Here is a 23814-nt window from a genome sequence, read left to right on the forward strand (position 1 = left end):
CCATGCCCGAGTATGAAACCCTGATCTACGACAAGGCCGACAACGGGGTGGTCACGATCACCCTCAACCGGCCGGACCGGATGAACACGCTCGGCGGCTCGATGAAGCCCGATCTCTACGACGCCTTCCAGAACGTCATGCTGAACGACCGCGACCTGCGCTGCGTGATCCTCACCGGCGCGGGCGAACGCGCCTTCTGCGCCGGGGCCGACATCAAGGAGCGGGCCGCGAACCGGCCGCCCCGCGCCGAATATTATGCCAAGCAGAAGTTCACCCATGACCTGACCCGGCTGATCGAGGAGTTCGAGCGCCCGGTCATCGCCGCGATCAACGGCGTGGCGCTCGGCGGCGGCATGGAGATCGCGCTCTGCGCCGACATCCGGATCGCCGCCGATCACGCGAAGATGGGCCTGCCCGAGGTCAACCTCGGCGTGCTGCCCGCCGCAGGGGGCACCCAGCGGATGCCGCGGCTGATCGGCGGGCCGCTGGCCAAGGAGCTGATGTTCACCGGCCGTCACATCACCGCCGACGAGGCGCTCTCCTATGGCATCGTCAACCGCGTCGTGCCGCAGGCCGAGCTGATGCAGACCGCCCGCGCCATGGCGGACGAGATCGCGGCCAAGCCGCCGCTCTCGGTCGCCTTCATCAAGGCGGCGGTGAACAAGGGCCTGCAGGTCGGGATCGAGGAGGGGCTGGAATACGAACGCCTCGGCGCCGCGATGATCATGGACAGCGCGGACCGGGCCGAGGGGATGGCCGCCTTCCTGGAAAAGCGCAAACCCGTCTTCAAGGGGGAATGAGATGTTCCGCACCCGGCTGACCGAGCTTTTCGGAATGCGCCACCCGATCATCGTGGGCGGCATGATGTGGCATTCCAAGGCGGCCTTCGTGGCCGCCTGCGCCCGGGCCGGGGCGATGGCCTTCCTCACCCCCAAGAGTCACGACAGCGCCGAGGCGTTCGAGGACGATCTCGCGAGATGTGTCGACCTGGCCGAGGGCGCGCCCTTCGGCGTCAACTTCTCGATCTCGCGCTTCCGCTCGAACGAGATCAACGAGACCTGCCTCGCCATCGCGCAGCGCCACGGCGTGACCCGGTTCGAGACCGCCGGAAGCCATCCGGGCGACATGATCGACCGCATCCACGACGGCGGCGGGGTGCTGATCCACAAGTCCACGCAGCTGCGGCACGCGGTCAAGGCCGCGGCCTCCGGCGTCGACGCGGTCACCATCGTCGGGATGGAGGCGGGCGGCCATCCCGGCATCAACCCGCATCCCGGCCACGTGATCCTCGCGCAGGCGCTGAAGGAGATCGAGGTGCCGATCGCGCTCGGCGGCGGGCTCGGCACCGGGCGGCAGGTGCTGGGCGTGCTGGCGCAGGGGGCCGAGGCGGCCGTGGTCGTCAGCCGGTTCCTCGCCAGCGCCGAGATCGACGCGCATCCGAACTACAAGGCCCGGATGGTCGCCGCCGGCATGGACGATACGGTCGCGGTGCTCCAGTCGATCAAGGACACCTGGCGGGTGCTGAACAACGACACCGCCCGCCGGGTGCAGGAGATGGAGCGCGAGCTTGGCCTGACCGCGCGGCATGCGGATTTCGGCGACCTGGTCAGCGGCCGCCATGGCCGGGACTGGGCCTATGTGAAGGGCGACGTGGACCGGGGGCTGGTCTCGATGTCCTCGGCCATCGCGCATGCCGACAGCGAGGAGGGGGCCGGAGAGGTCGTCGCGCGCCTCGTGCGCGAGATGGAGGACGCCTGGCAGCGTCTCGCGGGGCTCCGCCTCCCGGAGGCGTCGGTGCAGACTCCGAAGGCGGGCTGAGCCCTCCCCGGGCGGCGGCTTGCCAACCGCCGCCCCCGGACCTATTCTCGCGCCCTGCAGCCAGACCGGCCCGGCCCCAAGCGCCGGACCTGCCGTCAGCCAGCCGTCCACCCTCTTTCCCGCGGACCATCCTGCCTTGGGCTACCGCCACGACTTCACCGGACGGACCGACCGGATCCGCTCCACCGCGCCCGTGAAATGGCGCCTGCTCGACGGTCTGCTGGCCGCCTACTGGGAGGCGGAGGGCGAGGCCGACGGACGCGGCTACTACGTCTCGGCCAATCCCCGGCTGAGCATCTTCCTGACCGACGTCTCCTCGATCGACGTCACCTCCGCGCAGCCGAGCCGCCCGATGGCGCGCGCGATCTTCGTGCCGGCGGGCGTGGCGCTGCAGACCGTCTTCACCCGGCCGCTGGTGTTCTCGCATCTCGACATCCACATGGACATCGACTGGGCGGTGCGCTTCCTCGCCCCGGCGCTCGACCGCGCCTCGGCCGAAGCGCTGCTCGCGCGGCCCGTGGACCTGCACGACATCGGCGCGCTCGAACCCGTGGCGCGTCTGCTGGTGGACGAGCTGCAGGCCCCCGAGCGGCACGACCTCTACGCCGAAAACCTCGCGGGCAGTCTGGTCACCGGCCTGCTCGACATCGGCGGTCCCGCGCCCGAGCCGGGCAACGCGCGGCTGACGCAGGCACAACTGCGCCGGGTCGCGGACCGGTTCGAGGCGGGCGGCGGCCGGCGCCTGACGATCGCGCAGATGGCCGAGGCGGTGAACCTCTCGGAAAGCTGGTTCTCGCAGGTGTTCAAGAAGACGATGGGCGTCACGCCGCACCAGTGGCAGCTGACCCGCCGGATCGAGATGTCGAAGCGGCTGCTGTCGGAAACCGGGCTGAGCGTCGCGGACGTCGCGGACCGGCTGGGCTTTGCCGATCAGGCGCACCTGACCAAGACCTTCCGGCAGGTGACGGGCGAGACGCCCGCCGCCTGGCGCCGGGCGCATCGCTAGGCGCTGATCGCCCCACCCGGCCGGACCCGGACGGGGCCTGCGCTTACCAGCTGTGCCGGAGCGCCGCCGAGATCGTGCGGCCGTTGTTGTAGTAATCCGCCGTCCCGCGTCCGACGACATATTGCTTGTCGAAGATGTTGCTGACGTTCACCGTCAGAGCGGTATCGGCGGTGATCCCGTAGGAGAAGCCCGCGTCGAGATAGACCTGCGTCGGGCTTTTCCCGTTGTCGTTGGTGACGTTGTAGTAATAGGGCCCGACGATCCGCGCGCCGACACCGAAGTTCATGTCGCCCCGCGGGCCCGCGCCGGGCAGCTCGTAATTCACCCAGAGCGAGCCGATGTGGTTCGGCACCGTGGCGAATGCGTTGCCGTCCACCGTCGCGCCGCGGACGTTGCCGCGCACGTAGGCGGCGTCCTGATAGGCATAGCCGGCCGTCATGCTTACGTTGGCCGTCAGCTCTGCCTTCGCCTCCAGCTCGATCCCGCGCACGCGGGATTCGCCGATCGTCTGCCGTTCGATCGCGCCGCTCGGCAGGACCACCGGCACCACCACGTTCTTCTTGGTCAGCTCGTAGGCCGAGGCGGTGAAGAGCGCGTTGTAGCTGTCGGGCTGGTACTTCACGCCGACCTCGTACTGCTCGCCGCGCTCGGGCTCGACCCCGATGGAGGGCGGGGCCACCGACTGCACGTAGCTGGCATAGGCCGAGACCTCGTTGGTGAGCTTGTAGGTCAGCGCCCCGCGGTAGGAGGTTTCCGAGAAGTCGCCCTGCGTCGTGACAGGCGTGCCGGTCGAGCTGTTCACGTTGGTGATGTCCAGCCAGTCCTGCCGGAGGCCGACCGTCGCCACCAGCCGGTCCGAGAAGGACAGGTTCTGCTGCGCGAAGATCGACTTCGTCGTGTAGTCGCTGGCCTGCACGCTGTAGGGCGCATAGCCCGTGGGCGCGCCGCTGTAGACCGGGTTGGTGACATCGATCTGCGTGTAGGCGCCGTAGAACGAGGACGAGGTGGTCGAGGCGTCGCGGAATTCGACCCCGGCCAGCGTGCTGCTGTCGATCGTGCCGAAGCTCGTGTCGTATTGCAGGATGGCGTTGCCGATCAGCTCTTCCGCAGTGCTGTCTCCGCCGAAATAGAACCGGTCCACCAGGTTGCCGACCCGCGCGGCATTGTCCGACAGGTAGACATAGCCGAAACCGTCGGTGAGATCGCTGTAGCGCAGGTTGGCGCGCAGGCTCAGCCCGTTGTCGAATTCGTGCTGCAGACCGGCCGAGACGGTCAGCCGCTCCACGTCGTGGTAGTTGAAATCGGGCTCGCCGAAGAAGAGCTCCCGGTCGTAGAGCCGGTCGAGCGGGTAGCCGCCGCTGTTCGGCGTGCCGTCCCGGTCGAGGTATTCGACGGCGAAGGTCAGCCTGGTCGCGGCGGTCGGCTCCCACGCGAGGCTGCCGAGCAGGAACCGCTCGTCATCGCGCGAGGCGTCGTATTCCAGTGCGCTGTCCTGGATCTTGCCGACGACGCGGTAGGCCAGCGTCTGGTTCTCGTCCAGCACGTCGCCGAAGTCGAAGCCCAGCTCCTTGTGGTCGTCGGTTCCGTAGCTGCCGTAGATCTCGCCGAACCGCTCGAACTTCGGCAGCTTGGTGACGAAGTTGACGGTGCCGCCCGGATCGGAGGTGCCGAAGAGGGTCGAGTTGCCGCCCTTCATCACCTCGAGCCGCTCGTAGGCATAGGGCTCCTCGCGCACGCCGCGCATGGAGCCCAGCGTCAGCCCGTCGCGGTAGGTCGAGGCCTGGAAGCCGCGGACGAGGTAGTAATCGTTGCGGTCGTCGGTCCCGTAGTAATCGGTGTAGATGCCCGAGCTGTATTGCAGCACCTCCTCCACGGTGTCGGCGTCGCGCTGCTCGATCTCCTTCTGGGTCACGACCGAGACCGAGGCGGGCGTGTCGAGGATGCTGGTGGCCACCTTGCCGCCCGTCCAGAGCTCCTTCGCCACCAGCGAAGTCGCGTCGTCATCGGCCTGCAGTCCGAGGTCCACGATGATCGGCGACAGCCGGTAGGTGCCCCCCGATCCCTCGCCGCCCTCCTGGGCGGCCGCGGCCAGCGGCAGGGCGATCAGGGCGGTGCTGCCCAGCAAGAGGCGGCTGAAGCGCGCGGGACGGGACGGGCGACGGCGATGCGTCTGGGTGTCTGATACCATTGGTTACGGGTCCATCAATGTTCTGGGGTCCGAGGCTGGCGCGCAGGCCGGCCGGGGCCGGTGCTTGCTGGCGGTCCGGTTCACGCAGCGATCGCGCGGAAACGGGTCTGTCGACAGGGCAGCCTGCCGGGAATCGGCCGGGCGCTCTGGGATCGCGGCGAACATACACATGGCCCGGAGGCTGTATTGTATATTTCGACTGTTTTTGTCGGAAAACCCGGAAAGATCGGGTTTGCCTGCGGAAAATGGCATCGAGAGGGCCTCGTCCGCCTTGACGGAGCAAGGCTTAGATGGAAAGCCGACTAAAATACTTGCCTATGTCGCCGGAGGCACCGCCATGCGCCCGTTCCAAGACCTCGCCCGCCCGCTCGCGGCACTCTTCCTGCTTGCCGTCACGCTCCTGCCCGCCGCCGCCTCGGCCGCGGATTTTCCCGTGACGGTCGAGCATGCCTTCGGCACCACGACCATCCCGGCGCGGCCCGAACGCGTCGCGACCGTCGCCTGGGCCAATCACGAGGTCCCGCTGGCGCTGGGGATCGTGCCGGTGGGCTTCGCGCGGGCGAACTTCGGCGATGACGACGGCGACGGGGTGCTGCCCTGGGTCGCGGCCCGGCTCGAGGAGTTGGGCGCCGAGGTGCCGCCGCTCTTCGACGAGGGCGACGGGATCGACTTCGAGGCGGTCGCGGCCAGCCGTCCGGACCTGATCCTCGCCGCCTATTCGGGCCTCTCGCGGGCCGAATACGACACGCTCAGCAAGATCGCCCCGGTGATCGCCTACCGCGACGGCCCCTGGTCCACCGACTGGCGCGAGATGATCCGCCTGAACGCCGCGGGGCTCGGGCGGTCGGAGGAGGGCGAGGCGCTGATCGCCGAGACCGACGCCCGGATCCGCGCGGCCGCCCGCGCCCATCCCGAGCTGGTCGGCAGGACGGCGATGTTCGTCACCCATCTCGACCTGCGCGACCTCAGCGTGATCCGGTTCTACTCGGCCAACGACAGCCGGGTGAAGTTCCTCGAGGACCTCGGCCTCACCTCGCCCGCGGCGGTGAAAGAGGCGACCGAGGCCGGGCGTTACAACGGCGAGATCAGCGCCGAGAAGATCGACCTCTTCTCGGACGTGGACATCGTGATCACCTACGGCGGCCGGGACCTGGCCGAAACCGTGGCGCGGAACCCGCTCACCTCGCGGATGGAGACGGCCCGGACCGGCGCCTTCGTGCTTCTGGGCAACGATCCCCTCGGCACCGCCGCGAACCCCACGCCGCTGTCGATCCCCTGGGTCCTCGACGATTACGTCGCACATCTCGCCGAAGCGGCGCGCAAGGCGGAATGACCGCCGCGATCGCGCCCGGTCCGACCGCGCAGGCGATCCTGCGCCGCCGCCGCGCCCGCGCGGGCTGGCTCGTGCTGGTGCTGCTCGCGCTGGCCGGGGCCGCGGTACTGTCGGTGGCGCTCGGCACCCGCGATGTCGGCTGGAGCGCGATCCTGGCGGGCGTTCGCGGCGGCACGGACACCATCGCAGAGGCCGTCGTCGCGGTGAGGGTCCCGAGGACGGTGCTCGCGGCGCTGGCCGGCGCGGCGCTGGGGCTCGCCGGGGCGGTCATGCAGGGCGTCACCCGCAATCCTCTGGCCGACCCGGGGATCCTCGGCATCAACGCCGGCGCCGCGATGGCCGTGGTCATCGGCATCGCCTGGTTCGGGATGGTCCGGCTCGAGGCGTTTCTCTGGACCGCCATCCTCGGCGCCGGCCTGGCGGCGGGCTTCGTCTATGCCGTGGGCACGATGGGGCGGGGCGGAGCCACACCGCTGAAGCTCGCGCTCGCAGGGGCGGCCACCGCGATCGCCGCCTCGTCGTTCACCGTGGCGATCATCCTGCCGCGCAACGACATCGCCGGCGGGGTCCGGTCCTGGCAGGTCGGCGGTGTCGGCGGCGCCACGTGGGAGGCGATCCTCCCCTGCCTCCCGCTGCTCGCCGCGGGGTTCGTGCTGTGCCTCATCTCGGCGCGCAGCCTCAACCTCCTCGCGCTCGGGGACGAGGCGGCGGCGGGGCTGGGCGCCCGGGTGGCCTGGGCGCGTGCGTCGGCGGCGCTCGGCGCCGTCATGCTCTGCGGCGCGACCACGGCGATCTGCGGCCCGATCGGCTTCGTCGGCCTGGTGGTGCCGCACCTGTGCCGCCTGCTCATCGGGGTCGATCACCGCTGGCTGCTGCCCTTCTCGGCGCTCGCCGGGGCCATCCTGCTGATCCTCGCCGACGTGCTCGGCCGCATCGTCGCCCGACCGTCCGAGATGGACGTGGGCATCGTCACCGCCTTTCTCGGCGCGCCGGTCTTCATCTGGATCGTCCGCAAGCGGCGGGTGCGGGACCTGTGATGCACGCCGCGCCCGACAGCCTCGCGACCCGGGTCGCCGTGCTCCGCCGCCGCCGCGCCCGCGGCCGGACCCGGGCGGCCGGGGGGATGCTCCTCCTGCTGCTCGCCGGGCTGGCGCTGACCCTGAGCCTCGGCCAGTCGTTCACGCCGCCCGGAGACGTCCTGCGGGTGCTCGCGGGCGTCGAGGTCCCGGGCGCCAGCTTCACCGTGGGCGCGCTGCGGCTGCCGCGGGCCGTCCTGTCGATCCTTGCGGGCATGAGCTTCGGGCTCGGCGGCGTGGTCTTCCAGACGATGTTCCGCAACCCGCTGGCAAGCCCGGACATCATCGGCATCAGCGCGGGGGCCAGCGCGGCGGCGGTCTTCGCCATCGTGCTGCTGGGCTGGTCCGGCACCACGGTCTCGGTCCTTGCCGTGGCCGCCGGGCTCGGCGTGGCGGCGGCGATCTACCTGCTGTCCTGGCGCAACGGCGTGGCCGGGGCGCGGCTGATCCTCGTCGGCATCGGCATCGCGGCCATGCTGGAGAGCGTCATCGCCTACGTCCTGCTGCGCGCCCCCGCCTGGAGCCTGCAGGACGCGCTGCGCTGGCTGACCGGCAGCGTCAACGGGGCGACGCTGGAGCAGGCGCTGCCGGTGCTGCTGTCGCTGGCGCTCTTCGGCGGGCTCCTCCTCGCGCTGCGGGGATCGGCCGAGCTCATGCGGCTGGGTGACGACACCGCCGCGGCGCTTGGCGTGCCGCTGGCCCGGGACCGGGCGCTGATCGTGCTGGCGGCGGTCGGGCTGATCGCCGTGGCCACCGCCGTCACCGGGCCGATCGCCTTCGTTGCCTTCCTTTCGGGTCCGATCGCGCTGCGGATCACCGGGCCCGGCCGCGCGCCGCTGGTGCCGGCGGCGCTGACCGGGGCCCTGCTGGTGCTCGTCGCGGATTACGCGGGCCAGCACCTTCTGCCGGGCCGCTACCCGGTGGGCATCGTGACAGGCGCGCTCGGGGCGCCGTATCTCATCTACCTCATCATCCGGACGAACCGGACCGGAGGCCGACCATGACCATCCTTTCCGCCGCCGCACTGCAGGCCGGATACGGCGACCGGACCATCCTGCGCGGGCTCGACTTCACCGTCCCGCCCGGCCGGATCACCGCCATCGTCGGCGCCAATGCCTGCGGCAAGTCCACGCTGCTGCGCTGTCTCGCACGGCTGCTGCGGCCCGAGGCGGGCGAGGTCCAGCTCGACGGCCGCGCGCTGAACCGCTTCGGCGCGCGCGATCTGGCGCGGCGGCTCGGCCTCCTGCCGCAATCCCCGATCGCGCCCGACGGGATCACCGTCGCCGACCTCGTGAGCCACGGGCGGCACCCGCATCAGGGCCTGCTCTCGCGCTGGAGCCCCGAGGACGACCGCGCCGTGGCCCGCGCGCTCGAGGCCACCGGCATGGCGGACCTGGCCGAGCGCGACATCGACGCGCTGTCGGGCGGGCAGCGCCAGCGGGCGTGGATCGCGATGGCGCTGGCGCAGGAGACGGGGATCCTTCTGCTGGACGAGCCGACGACCTTCCTCGACATCTCGCACCAGGTCGAGGTGCTGGACCTGCTGGTCGATCTCAACCGCAGCCGCGGAACGACCATCGTCATGGTGCTGCACGACCTCAACCTCGCCGCGCGCTACGCCGACCACCTCGTCGCGATGCTGGACGGGCGGATCAGCGCCTCGGGGTCGCCGGAGGCGGTGCTGACCGAGGCGATGGTCGAAGAGGTCTTCGGGCTGAAGAGCCTGGTGATCCCCGATCCGACCTCGGGCAAGCCGATGATGCTGCCGCTCGGCCGGCACGGCATGAGGCGGGAGGTGGCGGAATGAGCGATCCGGTGCAGGCGAGCGCCCGCTACGACGGTCCGGTCTCGCACGACCTGATCCCGCAGGCCGCGGCCCATGCGCGCGAGGCCGAGCTGGCGGTCGAGGAGAGCGCCGATGCGATGGTCGTGCGCACGCCCGCCGCGGTGGTGGCGCTCGAACGCGACGCGTCGGGCCTGTCGCTCATCATCGACGCGGCGGATGCCGTCGCGCTGCAGCAGTTCCGGGAATACGTGCTCTACATCCTCGACCACGTCGCGCCGGGCCTGACCCCGCGGATGGACTGGCTTGGCGAGATCGCCCGCAATACCGCGCCGCCCGGCTTCGCGCCCGCCACCGTGCGGCGGGTGTGGCGGGTGGCCCCCAGCTTCCTGCGGGTCGAACTGGAGAGCCCCGGCACGCGCCGCCTGGCCGAGGGGCGGGGGATGCACTTCTCGCTGCTCCTGCCGCCCGCGGGCCGGACGCCGGTCTGGCCGCGTCTGGACGACAACGGGCGGACGCTCTGGCCGCGCGATGCCGACAGCCTGCACCGGGCCGCCTACACCTTCGTCGATCTCGACCCCGCGGCGGGGCGCTTCACCTTCGACGTCTTCGAACATGACGGCGGGCGGACGACCGAATGGGCACGCCGCGCCCGGGCGGGCGATCCGGTGGGCGTCACCGGCCCGGGAAGCGGGGATTTCCCGCCCGGGCGCGACCTGCTGATCGCGGGGGACGAGACGGCGCTGCCGGCGATCCGCCGGATCCTCGCGCTCTCCGGCCCCGACCGCCGCGGCGACGTGCTGATCGAGGTGGGCAATGCGGAGGATATCTGCGAGATGCCGCGCCCCGAGGGCCTCCGGCTGAGCTGGCTGCTGCGCGCGCGGGGCGAGGCGCTCTGGGACCGGCTGGCCGGGATGAAGCCGCCCGCAGGTCCCGACCGCTACGTCTGGATCGCGGCCGAGAAGGACCTGGTCCGCAAGGCCAAGGCCCGGTTCCGCGACACGCTGGGCGTCGGCCCGGACGAGGGCTATTTCGCCTATTACTGGACCGCCTAGCCCGCCACCGGGGCCAGCAGCAGGCAGCTCTGGCTGTTGAGCACGCCGGGCACCTCGCGGATCCGGCGCAGCACGAGGTCGAAATTGGCCAGCGTGTCGGTCCGGATCTCGACCACGAGGTCCCAGGCACCGTTGGTCGCGTGGATGGTCGAGACCTCGGGGATTCGCGTCAGCGTGCGGATCACGTTGCGCGACAGGCTGCCCTGAAGCTCCACCAGGGTGATCGCGCGGATGCCGCCCTCGACGTCGACGTCGGTCTCGACCGTGAAGCGGCGGATGCGCCCCTCGGCCACCAGCGCCTCCAGCCGGGTCCGGGCCGTGGTGCGCGAAATGCCGACGGTCTGGGCAAGCTGCGTGATCGACATCCGCGCATCGCCGCGCAGGGCCGAGATGATGGCGCGGTCGGTCTCGGGGAGGGATGGCACGGAATTCTCCGTTCTGGTCAATATAGTGACCGGAACGATCAGACATTCTTTCAATATGGTCAAATCGTAAGTCGAATGCGCCGGCGGCCTGCGGCACGTTCCCCGTGTATTTCACGGAGGCGAGATGTCACGAAGCTGCACCATCCTCGGCGCACCGGTCGAGACCGGCGCGTCGCAACCCGGCTGCCTGATGGGGCCGGCAAGCCTGAGAACCGCGGGGCTGCTCCCGGCGCTCGGCGCGCTCGGCTGGGACCTGCGCGACCTGGGCGACCTGTCGATCCCGCCGCAGGCGCCGCGGACCCATGCCAATCCCGCGATCCACCACCTGGCCGAAACCTGCGCCTGGATCGAGACGCTCGAGGCGGCGGCCTTCGACGCCGCGCAGGGCTGCGACCTGCCGATCTTCATGGGGGGCGACCATTCGCTCTCGGCCGGGACCGTCGCCGGGATGGCCCGCCACGCCGAAGCCGAGGGGCGGCCGCTGTTCCTGCTCTGGCTGGATGCGCATCCCGACCTGCACGGGCTCGACAGCACGGAAAGCGGCAACCTGCACGGCACGCCCGTCGCCTATGTCACGGGCCAGCCGGGCTTCGCGGCCTATCCGCCGCTCGCCGCCGCCGTGGCACCGGGCAATGTCTGCATGATGGGCATCCGGTCCGTCGATCCGGCGGAACACGCACGGATCGCGGAGCTGGGGATCGAGGTGCATGACATGCGCGCCATCGACGAGACCGGCGTGCTGCCGCCGCTCGAGGCGTTCCTCGAACACGTGCGGGCCGCGAACGGGATGCTGCACGTCAGCCTCGACGTCGATTTCCTCGATCCCGGCATCGCCCCCGCTGTCGGCACCACCGTGCCCGGCGGCGCAACCTTCCGCGAGGCGCATCTGATCATGGAGGTGCTGGGCGAATCCGGGCTCGTCTCGGCGCTCGACCTCGTGGAGCTGAACCCCTTCCTTGACGAGCGCGGGCGCACCGCCTCTCTCATGGTCGAGCTTGCGGCCTCGCTGATGGGCCGCCGCGTGCTCGACCGTCCGACACGGAGCTTTGCCGCATGACGACCCTTTCAGACCACACCCTCTCCGGCGACCGGCCGCAGCCCTCGGACCTGGCCTACGTGCCCTTCGTGTCGGTCGAGAACATGATGCGGATGGTCAACGCCATCGGTGCCGAAGCCTTCATCTCGGGCCTCGCCGCCTATATCGAGGCCGATTTCCGACGCTGGGAGGAGTTCGACAAGACGCCCCGCGTGGCCAGCCATTCCCGCGACGGCGTGATCGAGCTGATGCCCGCCGCGGATGCCGAGAACTACGGGTTCAAATACGTCAACGGGCACCCGAAGAACATGCGCGAGGGCTATCAGACCGTGACCGCCTTCGGGGTGCTCTCCTCCGTCGCGAACGGCTATCCGGTGCTGCTGACCGAGATGACGGTGCTGACGGCGCTGCGCACCGCCGCGACCTCGGCCGTCGCCGCGCGCCTGCTGGCGCCGCAGGGCAGCGAGGTCATGGCGATGATCGGCAACGGCGCGCAATGCGAATTCCAGGCGCTGGCGTTCCGGGCGCTTCTGGGGATCAGCCGGCTCAGGCTCTACGACATCGACCCGGCGGCGACGGCGAAGGCGCTGCGCAACCTCGAGGCGCAGGGCTTCGAGGTGACGGCCTGCAAGAGCGGGCAGGAGGCCGTCGAGGGCGCGCAGATCATCACGACCTGCACCGCCGACAAGCAATACGCGACGATCCTGACCGACAACATGGTCGGCGAGGGCGTGCACATCAACGCCATCGGCGGCGATTGCCCGGGCAAGACCGAGCTGCATCGCGACATCCTCCTGCGGTCCGAGATCTTCGTCGAATACCCGCCCCAGACCCGGATCGAGGGCGAGATCCAGCAGCTCGACCCGGACCACGCGGTCACCGAGCTCTGGCAGGTGATGACCGGCGCGGTTCCGGGGCGTCGGGATGCGAAGCAGATCACGCTGTTCGATTCCGTCGGCTTCGCGATCGAGGATTTCAGCGCCCTGCGCTTCGTCCTCGACCGGGTGAAGGAGACCGGGCATTTCGACAAGCTCGACCTGCTCGCCGATCCGGACGACCCGCGCGACCTTTTCGGGATGCTGACACGCGCCGCCTGACGGGCCCCCGGGACCGTCCGGACAAACGAAAACGCCCGCGGGATCCGCGGGCGTTCTGCGTGTCTGCAGGGGGGGCTCAGTTCCTGAGCTTGCGCAGCAGGTCGACGGAGGGATACCCGTCCGGCGCGATCCCCTCGGCCAGCTGGAAGTCCCGGATCGCGGCCTTGGTCATCGAGCCGATGCGCCCGTCCACCCCGCCGGTGGAAAAGCCGCGCCGCGTCAGGAGGCTCTGCAGCTCCTTCGCCTCGTCGCGCTTGAGCGAGCGTTCGCCCTCGGGCCAGCTGCCCTTCAGCGGGCCGCCCCCGGCGATCCGGTCGCCCAGATGGCCGACGCCGAGCGCATAGGCGTCCGAGGCGTTGTAGCGCTTGATCACGTCGAAGTTCTTGAAGACGAGGAAGGCGATTCCCTTGGCCCCGGCCGGCAGCAGCATCCGGGCCGAGCCGAAATCGCCCACGGGCCGCCCGTCGGTGCCGGTGACACCGAGCCGCGCCCAGTCCGACGGCATCCGGGCCTCGCCCGCGTGGCGGAAGTCGAAACCGGCGGGGACCTTCACCTCGACCCCCCAGGGCATGCCCTTCACCCAGCCGGACTTGGCCAGGTAGGCCGCCGTCGAGGCGAGCGCGTCGGTCGGATCCTCGGACCAGATGTCGCGCTTGCCGTCGCCGGTGAAGTCGACGGCATAGGCGAGGTAGGAGGTCGGGATGAACTGGGTGTGGCCCATGGCCCCGGCCCAGCTTCCGGACATGACATCCTCGGTCGTGTCGCCGGTCTGCAGGATCTCGAGCGCCGCCATCAGCTGCTGCTCGAAGAATTCGCCGCGCCGCCCCTCGTAGGCCAGCGTCGCCAGCGCCGAGACGAGATGCGTGTCGCCGCGGTTGGAGCCGTAGTTGCTCTCCATCCCCCAGATCGCCGCGACGATCTGGCGGTCGACGCCGTAACGGTCCTCGATCCGGCGCAGGGTGCTGGCGTGATCGGCCGCCTTCTGGCGTCCGTTGGTCACCCGGCTGTCCGAGGCGGCGCGGCCGAGGTAATCGCCGATCGAGAGGGTGAACTCCGACTGGTTGCGGTCGCGCTCGATCACCTTCGGCAGGAAGGCCGCATGGGTGAACGCCTGTCCGAAGGTGCGCGACGAGATGCCCTTCGCCAGCGCGCGCTGGCGGAAGCCCAGGACCCAGCGGTCGAAGCCCGCGTTGGCCTCGCCCTCGATCTTCGGCGGGACCGCGGGGGCCAGTGCGACGGTCTTCGTCGTCGCCTGCCTCAGCGCCGCGGGACGCACCCGCGGACGCAGGCTGCGCGCAAGGCCGAAGTCGGTGGCCACCGCCACAGGTTCGGTCCGGAGCCGCGTCGTGGCCTCGCTCGCGTCGATCGCCTTGAGCGCGCGGGCCTGGACCGACACGCTGAAGGGCCGCGCCTCGGGGCGCAGGCCCGAAAGCGCGGGATCCGCGAGGGCCGGTGCCGCAAGCACCGGAATTGCCGTCAAAATGGAAAGAATCTGCCTCATGCTGCCATCACCTGCCCGGTTCTTTTTGTTGCGGGCACCATAGCGCGAATCGCCGATTCTCCAAAGCGTCGCCTCTGGGGGGATGCGGGATGTTGCCACCAGGACGCGGGCCTTGCCGGCCCGGGCGGGCCGAGGATCAGCGCCGGGTCCGGCTGACTTTCCGCTTCACCTTGGCGCCCTTCTTCTTGGACTTGGCGATCTTGCGCCGCACGGGGCGGCTGGTGTGGCGCGGCCCGCCGGGCATCTGCTTGTCGTCGAGCGCCAGCAGCTCCAGCTCCAGCCCGCCGGTGACCGGCACCGCCCGTGCCAGCCGCACGGTGACGCGCTGGCCGGGCTGGATCACCACGCCCGTGTCGGAGCCCATCAGGGTCTCGCTCTCGCGGTCGTAATGGAAGAACTCCCGCCCGATGGAGCGGATCGGGATCAGCCCGTCGGCCCCGGTCTCGTCCAGCCGCACGAAGGCGCCGAAGCGGGCGACGCCCGAGATCCGGCCCGTCAGCTCGTCTCCGACCCGCTCCGAGAGATAGGCGGCAAGGTAGCGGTCGGTGGTGTCGCGCTCGGCCGCCATGGACCGCCGTTCGGTGTCCGAGATGTGCTTGGCCGTCGCTTCCAGGTCGTCGATCTCTTCCGGCGACAGCCCGTCCTTGCCCCAGCCATGGGCCGAGATCAGCGCGCGGTGCACGATCAGGTCGGAATAGCGCCGGATCGGCGAGGTGAAATGCGCGTAATTCTTCAGCGCGAGGCCGAAATGGCCGAAGTTCTCGGGCGAGTAATAGGCCTGCGTCATCGAGCGCAGCGTCGCCATGTTGATGAGCTCGGCCTGGTCCGACCCCGCCGCCTGGTCGAGCAGGCTGTTCAGGTGCCGCGTCTTCAGCACCTGCCCCTTGGCGAGCGTATAGCCCGAGGCGATGGCGGTCTCGCGCAGCGCGTCGAGCTTGTCGTCCGAGGGCTCCTCGTGCACCCGGAAGAGCAGCGGGGATTTCTTCGCGATCAGGGTCTCGGCGGCGGCGACGTTGGCCAGCACCATGAACTCCTCGATCAGCTTGTGCGCGTCGAGCCGGTCCTTGAAGTTGACGCTCGCCACGCGCCCGTCCTCGGTCAGCACGATCCGCCGCTCGGGCAGGTCGAGGTTCAGCGGCTGCCGCTGCTCCCGCGCCCGCTTCAGCGCGCCGTAGGCGGCAAAGAGCGGGTGGATCAGGTCCTCGACCAGCGGCGCCGTCTTCTCGTCGGGGTTCCCGTCCTCGGCCGCCTGCACCTGCTGGTAGGTCAGCGAGGCCACGGAATGCATCAGCCCGCGGTGGAATTCGTGGGAGAGCTTGTTGCCCTCGGCATCCAGCACCATCCGGACGGCGATGCAGGCGCGCGGCACCGCCTCGTGCAGCGAGCAGAGATCGCCCGACAGCCGATCTGGCAGCATCGGCACCACCCGGTCGGGGAAGTAGCTCGAATTGCCGCGCTTGCGGGCCTCGTGGTCGAGCGCCGATCCCGGGGTCACGTAATGGGCGACATCCGCGATCGCGACCCAGACGACATGGCCGCCCTCGTTCGCCGGATCCGGATCGGGCGCGGCGTGGCAGGCGTCGTCGCGGTCGCGGGCGTCCTCGGGGTCGATGGTGACGAAGGGGATCTCGCGCAGGTCCTCGCGGCCCTTGAGCCCGGCGGGCTTCTGCGCGTCGGCCTCGGCCACCACGCGGTCGGGGAAGTGGTCGGGGATGCCGTGCTGGTGGATCGCGATCAGCGAGACGGCCTTCGGCGCGGAGGGATCGCCCAGCCGGTTGATCACCCGCGCACGGGGCAGGCCCATGCGGGATTTCGGTCCCGATTGCTCGGCCTCGACCAGCTCGCCGTCCTTCGCCCCCGAGAGCGCACCCGGCGGCACCATCCATTCAAGGTCGGCGCCCTTGTCGATGGGCAGGATCCGCCCGCCCTCGGCGCTCTTGCGGAAGACGCCGAGGATGCGCTTCGGGTTGGTGCCGATCTTGCGGATCAGGCGCGCCTCGTAATGGTGCTCGCCGCCGCGGATCTGGGTCAGCCGTGCGAGGATGCGGTCGCCCTGCCCGAGCGCCGGGTCCGAGGCGCGGGGCAGCAGGAGGATGCGCGGCGCCGTGCCCTCGCCCTGCCATTCCAGCGGGCGGGCGGTGAGATCGCCGTTCTCGTCGGGCGCGTCGACCTGCAGGATCGAGACCGGCGGCAGGCTGTCGGGGTCACGGTAGGTCTTCTTGCGCTTCTCGAGATGGCCCTCCTCCTCCAGCTCCTTGAGGATGCGCTTGAGGTCGATGCGGGCCGCGCCCTTGATCCCGAAGGCCTTGGCGATGTCGCGCTTGGCCGTCTGGGTCGGGTTGTCGGCGATCCACTGGAGGATCTCGTCCTTGGAGGGAAGGGTGCTCATGCGCCTCGACGTAGCACGCGGCGGGGGTGGCGTCACGGGGACAAATGGAGGTTGCGCCGGGCGATGCCCGTTGCGCGGGGAATGGCCGGACCGGGCATCGAGCCCGGTCCGGCCATGGCCTCCGGCGGGGATATTTGCGGCAAGAGGAAGCAGGCGGACGGTGCGGTCTTTCGCTGGTCCCCGCGGGGCGCATTCCGGTCAGGCGTGTCGGGGAAGGTCGGCCGCCTCGTCGACATCGGCCAGCCGGTCCACATGGGCGATCCGGGCGCCGGGCAGGCTCGCCTCGGTGTCGGCGCGGGCGTGGGGGCTGGACCAGCGGACGCCATCGAAGAGCGTTGCGGGGGTGGCGGCGGTCCGGGCGAGGCCGATCAGCCAGTAGCCGCCGTCGGGGGCGGGGCCGAGGACGGCGGCGGCGTGGCCGAGCGCGCGGAAGGCGCGGGCGATGTGGGCGCGGGTCACGCCGGGGATGTCGGCGCCGATGATGCAGAGCGGGCCCGCGGGCGCGGTGCGGAGCACGCGGCCCATCCGGGCGCCGAGGTCGCCCGTCCCCTGCGGCAGGCGGGGCAGATGGGCGGGCCAGTCGCGCGCGCCCGTCGCCGCGTCGGGGGCCACGGCCAGTACGAGATCCCAGCGGGGATCGCGGAGCCGGGGCAGCAGGGCGCGGAGCTGGTGGCGCATCCACCAGGCCGCGGGGACCATGCCGATGCCGGCGCCGAGCCGGGTCTTCACCCGGCCGGGCCGCGGCGCCTTGACCATGACGACCAGCCGCGGGCGGCGGCGGGCGTAGCGTGCCGCCGGGGTGGCGGCGTCAGCCGGCCGCCGCATCCGCGCGCCGGGGCAGGGGCTGCGCCATCGCGACATGGGGGATGCCGGCGTCGTCGTATTCGGGACCGTAAGCCGCGAACCCCAGCCGGGCGTAGAATGCCCGCGCATGGGTCTGGGCCGAGAGCTCGGCCCGGGTCAGCCCCTCGGCCTCGAGCCGGGCGAGCCCCTCGCGGATCAGCGCCGCGCCGAGCCCGGTGCCGCGATGCGTCCCGAGCACGCAGACACGGGTGATGTGCCCGGTGCCCGCCGCGCCCCGGATGAGCCGGATCGTCCCGACCGGCACCTCGTCCTCCCAGGCCACCAGATGCACCGCGCCGGCATCCCTGTCGTCCCATTCCTCGGGCTCCGGGATGCCCTGTTCCGCGATGAAGACGGCACGCCTGAGGGCATGGGGGATGCGCAGATCACCGGTTTCCGCGATGCGCAGGGTCACGCGAAATACTCCCGCAGGATCCGGGTGTAGATGCGCTTGAGCTGGCGGATCTGATCGACCGGCACGGTCTCGTCCACCTGGTGCATGGTCTGGCCGACGAGGCCGAATTCGACGACCGGGCAATGATCCTTGATGAAGCGCGCGTCCGAGGTGCCGCCGGTGGTCGAAAGCTCCGGCACCACGTTGGTCTCGGCGGCGACGGCGGAGGAGACCATTTCGGACAGCGCGCCGGGCGGGGTCAGGAAGGCCTCGCCGGTGAGCTTGGTGGTCATCGTGATCTCGATGCCGGTCTCGGCGGCGACGCGGTCGGCCTCGGCCCGCATCCACTCGGTCAGGCTGGCGCCGCTGTGGATGTCGTTGAAGCGGATGTTCACCGTGGCGCGGCACTTCGCCGGGATCACGTTGGTCGCCGGGTTGCCGGTGTCGATGGTGACCACGGCGAGGGTCGAGGGGTCGAAATGCTCCGTGCCCTCGTCGAGCCGGTGCGAGGCGAGCCGGTCCATCAGCCGCGCCATGGCGGGCAGGGGGTTCCTCGCGCGGTGCGGATAGGCGGAATGGCCCTGCACCCCCTGCGCGGTGAACCAGGCCGAGATCGAGCCGCGGCGGCCGATCTTGATCATCTCGCCCATGCGTTCGGGGCAGGTCGGCTCGCCCACGAGGCAATCGGTCATCGCCTCGCCGTTGGCGGCCATCCAGTCGAGGATCGCGGTGGTGCCGTGGGTCGCGGGGCCTTCCTCGTCGCCGGTGATGGTGAGGATCACGGCGCCGTCGGGGGGCGTGTCGCGCACGAAGTCGATCGCCGCGGCGGCGAAGGCGGCGACGCCCGACTTCATGTCGGTGGCGCCCCGGCCCCAGAGCAGGCCGTCCTTCTCGACCGCGCCGAAGGGATCGACGGACCAGTCGGCGGGATCGCCCACGGGCACCACGTCGGTGTGGCCGTTGAACCCGAAGGTGCGGGCATGGCCCTTCGCACCCCAGCGGGCGAAGAGGTTCGAGACCTCGCCCCGGTCCGCCCGGTGGCATTCGAAGCCCGCGCCGGTCAGAAGCTCTTCCAGCAGGACGAGGGCGCCGCCCTCCTCCGGCGTGACCGAGGGGCAGCGGATCAGGGCCGCCGTCAGGGCGACGGGATCGGTTTCGGGGGCGGTGGTCGTGTCGGTCATCCGGGTCCTCGGCAGTGGAATGGGCGGACCCTAGCGCGGGGCCGGCCGGCTGCCAATGACCCCGAACCGGGCCTGCGGGCGCGGAGGCGCGGGGCCGTCAGTGACGGGTCTCGCCCTCGCCTTCGTAGAAGGGGGTCATCTGGGCGACGATCACCGCGTTGTCGTCCAGCGCCTGCTGCATCAGCACACGCTCCTCGTCGGGAATGTCATGCCCCTCGGCCAGCCGTTCCTCGAGCGTGCCGTAGCCCGAGACGTCGAGCGGCGCGAGGTCGGCCTGCTTGAGAACCGCCACCGTCTCGCGCACCGCCTCGGCCTCGTCCACGCCCGAGGCATAGCACATGAGCGCCGCCCCGGTGGCGCCGTCGGGCAGCCCGTCGTCTTCCTTGCGGCCGACTTCGACCAGCAGGGTGTAGACCTTCTGCCGTTTCGGTTTCTTCGTCTCGCTCATCGCCAACTCCGGGGCCAGGTTCGGCGCGGACCTCTCAGAAAGCGGGCGCGAAGTCCAGCGGAGTGTGGCGCCGGTGCACTTCGGGCCTGCAATCCTTCAGGGCCGCAAACGGGAACTTGCACCTGACGCGAAATGGCGTCAGCTTCCGTCCGACTGCAAGAAAAGGACACCCATGCGCTCCCTCATCGGTCTCGCGGCCCTGGCCCTTCTGCCCGCCTGCATGCGCGGCGACATGACCCTCGATTTCGAGAGCCCGGAGGTCGTCGTCGCCCGGTCGGCGATCGATCTGACGTTGCCGATGCTCGATGCGTTCGGCATGGGGGCGGACGGCGTCTGCGGTGCGGGCAAGGCCACGGAGACCGCGCAGGGGGTGACCTGTCGCAGCGTGAAGCGGAACGACGTGGCGGAGGTGATCGCGGGCAGGGTCGATTTCGGCGGCTTCGGCGGCGAGATGGACCTGACCGGCATCGTGACCACCGAGCGTATCCGCTCGGACCGCATCCGGGTGAGCGTGGACGTCGCGGCGCTGGTCGATGCGGTGCGGGCGGTAGACCCGGCGGGTTACGGGGCGTTCCTGCACGAGGCGAGCGACGGGGACGTGCAGGGGCTGATCCTGCGGGTGCGCGGCGGCGAGATCGTCGGCACGACGGGCCAGCTGTCCGAGGACGGAGAAGAGGCGCGGATTTTCATCCGCGCCTCCGTGTTCCAGGCGCCAGACCCGGATATCTCGGGGTATTTTATTACCCTGCTGAAATTCCCGGGTGACTGCCTCATCGATCTGTTCTGCGACTAGGCTTCAGCCCCGTGGGCGTCAGGCCCGCTTGCCCGAGGGCGTCAGGCCCGCTTGATCGCGCGGTAGCCGCCGATCAGGATGCAGGCGCCGATCACGCCGACGATCAGCTGGCCGATCCAGCCGCCGAGCGTTGCGCCGACGATGGCGATCAGCAGGAAGTTCAGCACGACGGCGCCGATGATGCCGAGGATGATGTTGGTCAGGAGGCCATGGTCGCCCCCCATGATCTTCTCTGCGATCCAACCGGCGAGGGCGCCGACGATGATGGCCGCAATCCAGCCCAGTCCTTCCATGGGGTCACTCCTTAAGTGTCAAGGTCTTGCCCCTAGGGGCATCCGGGTCCCAACACCGTCCGGCGCCTCACGGTTCCGTGTGGACATGCGCGCCGCACAACCGTTGCGCCCATGCAACGGTCGCCGGGCGCGGGTCATCGGCAGATCGGCAGGTCGAGCGGCGGCTGCTCGGGCAGCGAGTCCCGCCATGCGTCGATCACCGGCTGGAGCGACTGCTTGGGCCAGAACTTCGGCGCGCCGATCTGTTTCAGGCACGAGGCGTTCCAGTAGAGCCCGGCGCGGGCGGGGTCGGTGCCGGCCGCGACCGCCTTCGCCACCGCCTCGATGTCCCCCGATTCAGGGTAGATGTAGAGCGTCGTCGGGTTCTTCTCGGTCAGGTCTAGAATGTCCTGCGACGCGGATTGCGACCAGGTGGTGCAGCCGTTGCTGCGCCCGCCGGTGTAGTTCACGAGCTCTCCGTAGGGGACGTATCCCGCCTCGTCGGCAAACGGGCTGTCGGGACTCCGGTAGCGGCACTGCCACTTGAGAAAGACCGCCGGGTGCCCGCCGATCTCGCGCTCGCGGGCATTCTCGGTCTCGCCTTCGCCGTCGAACAGAAGGAAGGTCCGCTGGAACGGCGTCCGCTTGCCGGACTGGCGGTAGTACCCCTTGAACGAGGTGCGCGCCTCGGCGGTCACGTAATTGCCGCCCATGGTCAGCTTGGAGCCCTCGGCGTTGCTGAAGTTCTGCGCGCATTGCCGGCCGTTCGAGAAATCGTGCCCCCGCAGCTTGCGCCCGTTGCCGTAGCCCGAGGAGACCGCGCGGAAGGTCTTCGCGTCTTCGCAGATGATGTAGAACCGTTCGCCCGGCGCGGTGCCGACGGTGCTGGGCCGCGTCGCATCCATGGCAAGGTAGCATGGGTTCGACACCTCGCCCCGCGCCCGCTTCTCGCGGTGGAGCGCCCGCGCCCGTTCCAGCACCACGGGGGCGATCTGGCCCTGTCCGGTGCCCACGTGGCGTCCCAGCCAGCCGGGGATCGCGGAGGATTGCGCGACCGCGAAGGACGGCAGCAGCGCCACGAGCGCGGCGACCCGGAGGATGCCGAGGGTGAAACGAGGGAAATGGAACCGCAAGCCGAACTCTCCTGTCAGGCCGCTCCCGGGATGGGAACGGCACGACCCCCTGCCGATCAGGGTGCCACGACCGGGATCACAGTCAAGGATTCAACCGCGCCGCGGCCCTGCGGGGTGCGGAATGTGAAGCGGTCGCCCGGTGGACGGACGCGAAGGGGCGCGCCGGTCTCCCGACGCGCCCCCTTCAACGACCGCCCGACGGAGGCCGTCAGTCGCGCAGCAGCTCGTTCACCCCGGTCTTGGAGCGGGTCTTCTCGTCCACCGTCTTGACGATGACGGCGCAATAGAGGTTCACGCCGTTCTTCGAGGGCAGCGACCCCGAGACGACCACCGAATAGGGCGGCACCTCGCCGTAGGAGACCTCTCCGGTCTCGCGGTTCACGATCTTGGTGGACTGGCTCAGGAAGACGCCCATGCCCAGAACCGAGCCCTCGCGCACGATCACGCCCTCGACCACCTCGGAGCGGGCGCCGATGAAGCAATTGTCCTCGATGATGGTCGGGTTGGCCTGCATGGGCTCAAGCACCCCGCCGATGCCGACGCCGCCCGACAGGTGCACGCCCTTGCCGATCTGCGCGCAGGATCCGACCGTCGCCCAGGTGTCGACCATCGTGCCCTCGTCGACATAGGCGCCGAGGTTCACGAAGGAGGGCATCAGCACCACGTTCTTCGCGATGTAGGCCGACTTGCGCACCACGCAGTTCGGCACCGCACGGAAACCGGCGGCGCGCCACTGGTTGTCGCCCCATCCGGCGAACTTGCTGTCGACCTTGTCCCACCAGCCGCCGCCCTGCGGGCCGCCTTCCTGCTGCTCCATGTCCTTCAGGCGGAAGCCCAGAAGGACCGCCTTCTTGGCCCATTGGTGCACGTGCCACTGGCCGTCGACCTGTTTCTCCGCGACGCGGAGCTGGCCGCTGTCGAGCGCCTCGAGCGTATTCTCGATCGCCTCGCGCGTCTCGCCGGTGGTGGCGGGGGTGATCTGGTCGCGGGTGTCCCACGCGGCTTCGATCGCGGTTTCAAGCTGGGCGAGGTTCATGCGCTGCTCCTGCGTAAAGTGTCGCGTGGGTCATAGCCGGGGACGCCGGCTGGCGCAATCGCGCGTGACGCTGGCCTGTTGCGTCGTGGCGGGATAGGCAGGGGCCATGAAGGAGCACGACATGACCGAAGACCGCAGGCGGCCGTTCCGCGACGCAAGTTCCGACATCGAGACGGCGCAGGACGTACCGGACACCCCGCAGACCCGCGCGCCGGCCTACCGGCTTGCCTTCGCGGACGACGATTTCCTCTGCCGCGACGAGCTGAGGCCGGTGCGTCTGCAGCTCGAACTGCTCAAGCCGCAGCTGGTGATGGAGGAACGCGGCATCGAGTCGACCGTCGTCCTGTTCGGCGGGGCCCGGATCCCCGCGCCCGAGCACAAGGACGGCGCCCGGACCGAAACGCTGGCCGCGCTGAGCCATTATTACGAGGAGGCGCGCATCTTCGCCCGCCGCGTCACCGAGAAATCGCTTGAGAGCTACGGCAAGGAATGGGTGATCTGCACCGGGGGCGGGCCCGGCGTGATGGAGGCCGGCAACCGCGGCGCGGACGATGCCGGCGGGCAGAGCATCGGCCTGAACATCGTGCTGCCGCACGAGCAGGCGCCGAACGAGTACGTGACGCCGGACCTGTGCTTCAACTTCCACTATTTCGCGATCCGGAAGATGCACTTCCTGATGCGCGCCCGGGCGGTCTGCGTCTTCCCCGGCGGCTTCGGCACGCTCGACGAGATGTTCGAGGCACTGACCCTGATCCAGACCGGCCGGATGGAGAAGGTGCCCTTCCTGCTGTTCGGCAAGGCGTTCTGGGAGAAGATCATCAATTGGCAGGCGCTGGCCGAGGCGGGCACGATCTCGGACGCGGACCTCGAGCTCTTCCGGTTCGTGGAGACCGCGGACGAGGCGATGCAGCTGATCGAATCCTGGCCCCATGCGGGCGAAAAGCGGGAGTTCATTCCCGGCCGCGACCAGGCGGTATGAGCGCGGGCCGGGCTCGGGCCCGGCCTGC

General features: G+C 70.2%; 23 protein-coding genes. 12 read left to right on the top strand and 11 right to left on the bottom strand.

Annotated elements, in window-relative coordinates:
- Positions 1-2 precede the first annotated feature (2 nt).
- The 3 genes from Q344_RS0117225 to Q344_RS0117235 all read left to right on the top strand — a co-directional run bounded on the left by Q344_RS0117225 (position 3) and on the right by Q344_RS0117235 (position 2824).
- A complete protein-coding gene (locus tag Q344_RS0117225; protein WP_028287852.1) occupies positions 3-800 on the top strand; it encodes an enoyl-CoA hydratase/isomerase family protein in 798 nt (265 codons plus the stop codon).
- Position 801: 1 nt separating this feature from the next.
- A complete protein-coding gene (locus Q344_RS26480) occupies positions 802-1818 on the top strand; it encodes an NAD(P)H-dependent flavin oxidoreductase (protein ID WP_051630779.1) in 1017 nt (338 codons plus the stop codon).
- Between the two features lie 136 nt (positions 1819-1954).
- Positions 1955-2824, top strand: coding sequence for a helix-turn-helix transcriptional regulator (locus Q344_RS0117235; RefSeq protein ID WP_028287853.1), 870 nt, complete (start codon positions 1955-1957; stop codon positions 2822-2824).
- A gap of 43 nt (positions 2825-2867) precedes the next feature.
- Here the strand turns inward: Q344_RS0117235 and Q344_RS0117240 are convergent, their stop codons facing one another.
- On the bottom strand, positions 2868-5012 hold the full coding sequence (locus Q344_RS0117240; protein WP_051630782.1) for a TonB-dependent siderophore receptor: 2145 nt from the start codon (positions 5010-5012) through the stop codon (positions 2868-2870).
- A 337-nt stretch (positions 5013-5349) separates the two neighbouring features.
- Between Q344_RS0117240 and Q344_RS0117245 the strand changes: the two genes are divergently transcribed.
- The 5 genes from Q344_RS0117245 to Q344_RS0117265 are packed head-to-tail and all read left to right on the top strand — an operon-like array spanning position 5350 to position 10259.
- Positions 5350-6345, top strand: coding sequence for an iron-siderophore ABC transporter substrate-binding protein (locus Q344_RS0117245; protein WP_028287855.1), 996 nt, complete (start codon positions 5350-5352; stop codon positions 6343-6345).
- On the top strand, positions 6342-7382 hold the full coding sequence (locus Q344_RS0117250) for a FecCD family ABC transporter permease (RefSeq protein WP_028287856.1): 1041 nt from the start codon (positions 6342-6344) through the stop codon (positions 7380-7382). Before Q344_RS0117245 ends, Q344_RS0117250 begins: the two co-directional genes overlap by 4 nt.
- On the top strand, positions 7382-8425 hold the full coding sequence (locus tag Q344_RS0117255) for a FecCD family ABC transporter permease (RefSeq protein WP_028287857.1): 1044 nt from the start codon (positions 7382-7384) through the stop codon (positions 8423-8425). The genes Q344_RS0117250 and Q344_RS0117255 overlap by 1 nt, the downstream gene beginning before the upstream one ends.
- Positions 8422-9228, top strand: a complete 807-nt coding sequence (locus tag Q344_RS0117260) for an ABC transporter ATP-binding protein (protein WP_028287858.1) — start codon at positions 8422-8424, stop codon at positions 9226-9228. Before Q344_RS0117255 ends, Q344_RS0117260 begins: the two co-directional genes overlap by 4 nt.
- A complete protein-coding gene (locus tag Q344_RS0117265; protein WP_028287859.1) occupies positions 9225-10259 on the top strand; it encodes a siderophore-interacting protein in 1035 nt (344 codons plus the stop codon). The genes Q344_RS0117260 and Q344_RS0117265 overlap by 4 nt, the downstream gene beginning before the upstream one ends.
- Here the strand turns inward: Q344_RS0117265 and Q344_RS0117270 are convergent.
- Positions 10256-10684, bottom strand: coding sequence for an Lrp/AsnC family transcriptional regulator (locus Q344_RS0117270; RefSeq protein WP_028287860.1), 429 nt, complete (start codon positions 10682-10684; stop codon positions 10256-10258). The two genes, Q344_RS0117265 and Q344_RS0117270, sit on opposite strands and share 4 nt — an antisense overlap.
- A gap of 124 nt (positions 10685-10808) precedes the next feature.
- Between Q344_RS0117270 and rocF the strand changes: the two genes are divergently transcribed.
- Positions 10809-11741, top strand: a complete 933-nt coding sequence (rocF, locus tag Q344_RS0117275) for an arginase (protein ID WP_028287861.1) — start codon at positions 10809-10811, stop codon at positions 11739-11741.
- A complete protein-coding gene (locus tag Q344_RS0117280; protein WP_051630784.1) occupies positions 11738-12817 on the top strand; it encodes an ornithine cyclodeaminase in 1080 nt (359 codons plus the stop codon). The genes rocF and Q344_RS0117280 overlap by 4 nt, the downstream gene beginning before the upstream one ends.
- A gap of 76 nt (positions 12818-12893) precedes the next feature.
- Here Q344_RS0117280 and Q344_RS0117285 read toward each other — a convergent pair whose 3' ends face one another.
- The 6 genes from Q344_RS0117285 to Q344_RS0117310 all read right to left on the bottom strand — a co-directional run bounded on the left by Q344_RS0117285 (position 12894) and on the right by Q344_RS0117310 (position 19573).
- A complete protein-coding gene (locus Q344_RS0117285; protein WP_028287863.1) occupies positions 12894-14318 on the bottom strand; it encodes a lytic murein transglycosylase in 1425 nt (474 codons plus the stop codon).
- Positions 14319-14454: 136 nt separating this feature from the next.
- The gene (gene rnr / locus Q344_RS0117290) at positions 14455-16707 is read right to left on the bottom strand and encodes a ribonuclease R (protein ID WP_028287864.1); all 2253 of its coding nucleotides are present in this window, start codon (positions 16705-16707) and stop codon (positions 14455-14457) included.
- A gap of 198 nt (positions 16708-16905) precedes the next feature.
- The gene (locus tag Q344_RS0117295) at positions 16906-17532 is read right to left on the bottom strand and encodes a TIGR04282 family arsenosugar biosynthesis glycosyltransferase (RefSeq protein ID WP_051630786.1); all 627 of its coding nucleotides are present in this window, start codon (positions 17530-17532) and stop codon (positions 16906-16908) included.
- On the bottom strand, positions 17516-17965 hold the full coding sequence (locus Q344_RS0117300; protein ID WP_028287866.1) for a GNAT family N-acetyltransferase: 450 nt from the start codon (positions 17963-17965) through the stop codon (positions 17516-17518). Before Q344_RS0117300 ends, Q344_RS0117295 begins: the two co-directional genes overlap by 17 nt.
- Positions 17962-19125, bottom strand: coding sequence for a succinyl-diaminopimelate desuccinylase (gene dapE / locus Q344_RS0117305; RefSeq protein WP_028287867.1), 1164 nt, complete (start codon positions 19123-19125; stop codon positions 17962-17964). The genes Q344_RS0117300 and dapE overlap by 4 nt, the downstream gene beginning before the upstream one ends.
- Positions 19126-19222: 97 nt before the next feature.
- Positions 19223-19573: a hypothetical protein gene (locus Q344_RS0117310; protein WP_028287868.1), complete on the bottom strand. Its 351-nt coding sequence runs from the start codon at positions 19571-19573 to the stop codon at positions 19223-19225.
- Between the two features lie 172 nt (positions 19574-19745).
- Here Q344_RS0117310 and Q344_RS0117315 point away from each other — a divergent pair, with 172 nt between their 5' ends.
- Positions 19746-20366, top strand: coding sequence for a hypothetical protein (locus tag Q344_RS0117315; RefSeq protein ID WP_028287869.1), 621 nt, complete (start codon positions 19746-19748; stop codon positions 20364-20366).
- A 41-nt stretch (positions 20367-20407) separates the two neighbouring features.
- On the opposite strand, the gene Q344_RS0117320 is transcribed toward Q344_RS0117315, so the two are convergent.
- The 3 genes from Q344_RS0117320 to dapD all read right to left on the bottom strand — a co-directional run bounded on the left by Q344_RS0117320 (position 20408) and on the right by dapD (position 22807).
- Positions 20408-20659: a GlsB/YeaQ/YmgE family stress response membrane protein gene (locus tag Q344_RS0117320; RefSeq protein ID WP_028287870.1), complete on the bottom strand. Its 252-nt coding sequence runs from the start codon at positions 20657-20659 to the stop codon at positions 20408-20410.
- Positions 20660-20793: 134 nt separating this feature from the next.
- On the bottom strand, positions 20794-21771 hold the full coding sequence (locus Q344_RS0117325; RefSeq protein ID WP_028287871.1) for a hypothetical protein: 978 nt from the start codon (positions 21769-21771) through the stop codon (positions 20794-20796).
- A gap of 208 nt (positions 21772-21979) precedes the next feature.
- Positions 21980-22807, bottom strand: a complete 828-nt coding sequence (gene dapD / locus Q344_RS0117330; protein ID WP_028287872.1) for a 2,3,4,5-tetrahydropyridine-2,6-dicarboxylate N-succinyltransferase — start codon at positions 22805-22807, stop codon at positions 21980-21982.
- 121 nt (positions 22808-22928) lie between these two features.
- On the opposite strand from dapD, the gene Q344_RS0117335 reads away from it, so the two are divergent.
- Positions 22929-23786 carry an LOG family protein gene (locus tag Q344_RS0117335; protein WP_028287873.1) on the top strand — a complete coding sequence of 286 codons (858 nt, stop codon included), beginning with the start codon at positions 22929-22931 and terminating at the stop codon, positions 23784-23786.
- The last annotated feature ends 28 nt before the right edge of the window (positions 23787-23814 follow it).

Origin of the sequence: Pseudooceanicola nanhaiensis DSM 18065 (assembly GCF_000688295.1) — a bacterium.
Taxonomy (GTDB): Bacteria; Pseudomonadota; Alphaproteobacteria; order Rhodobacterales; family Rhodobacteraceae; genus Pseudooceanicola; species Pseudooceanicola nanhaiensis.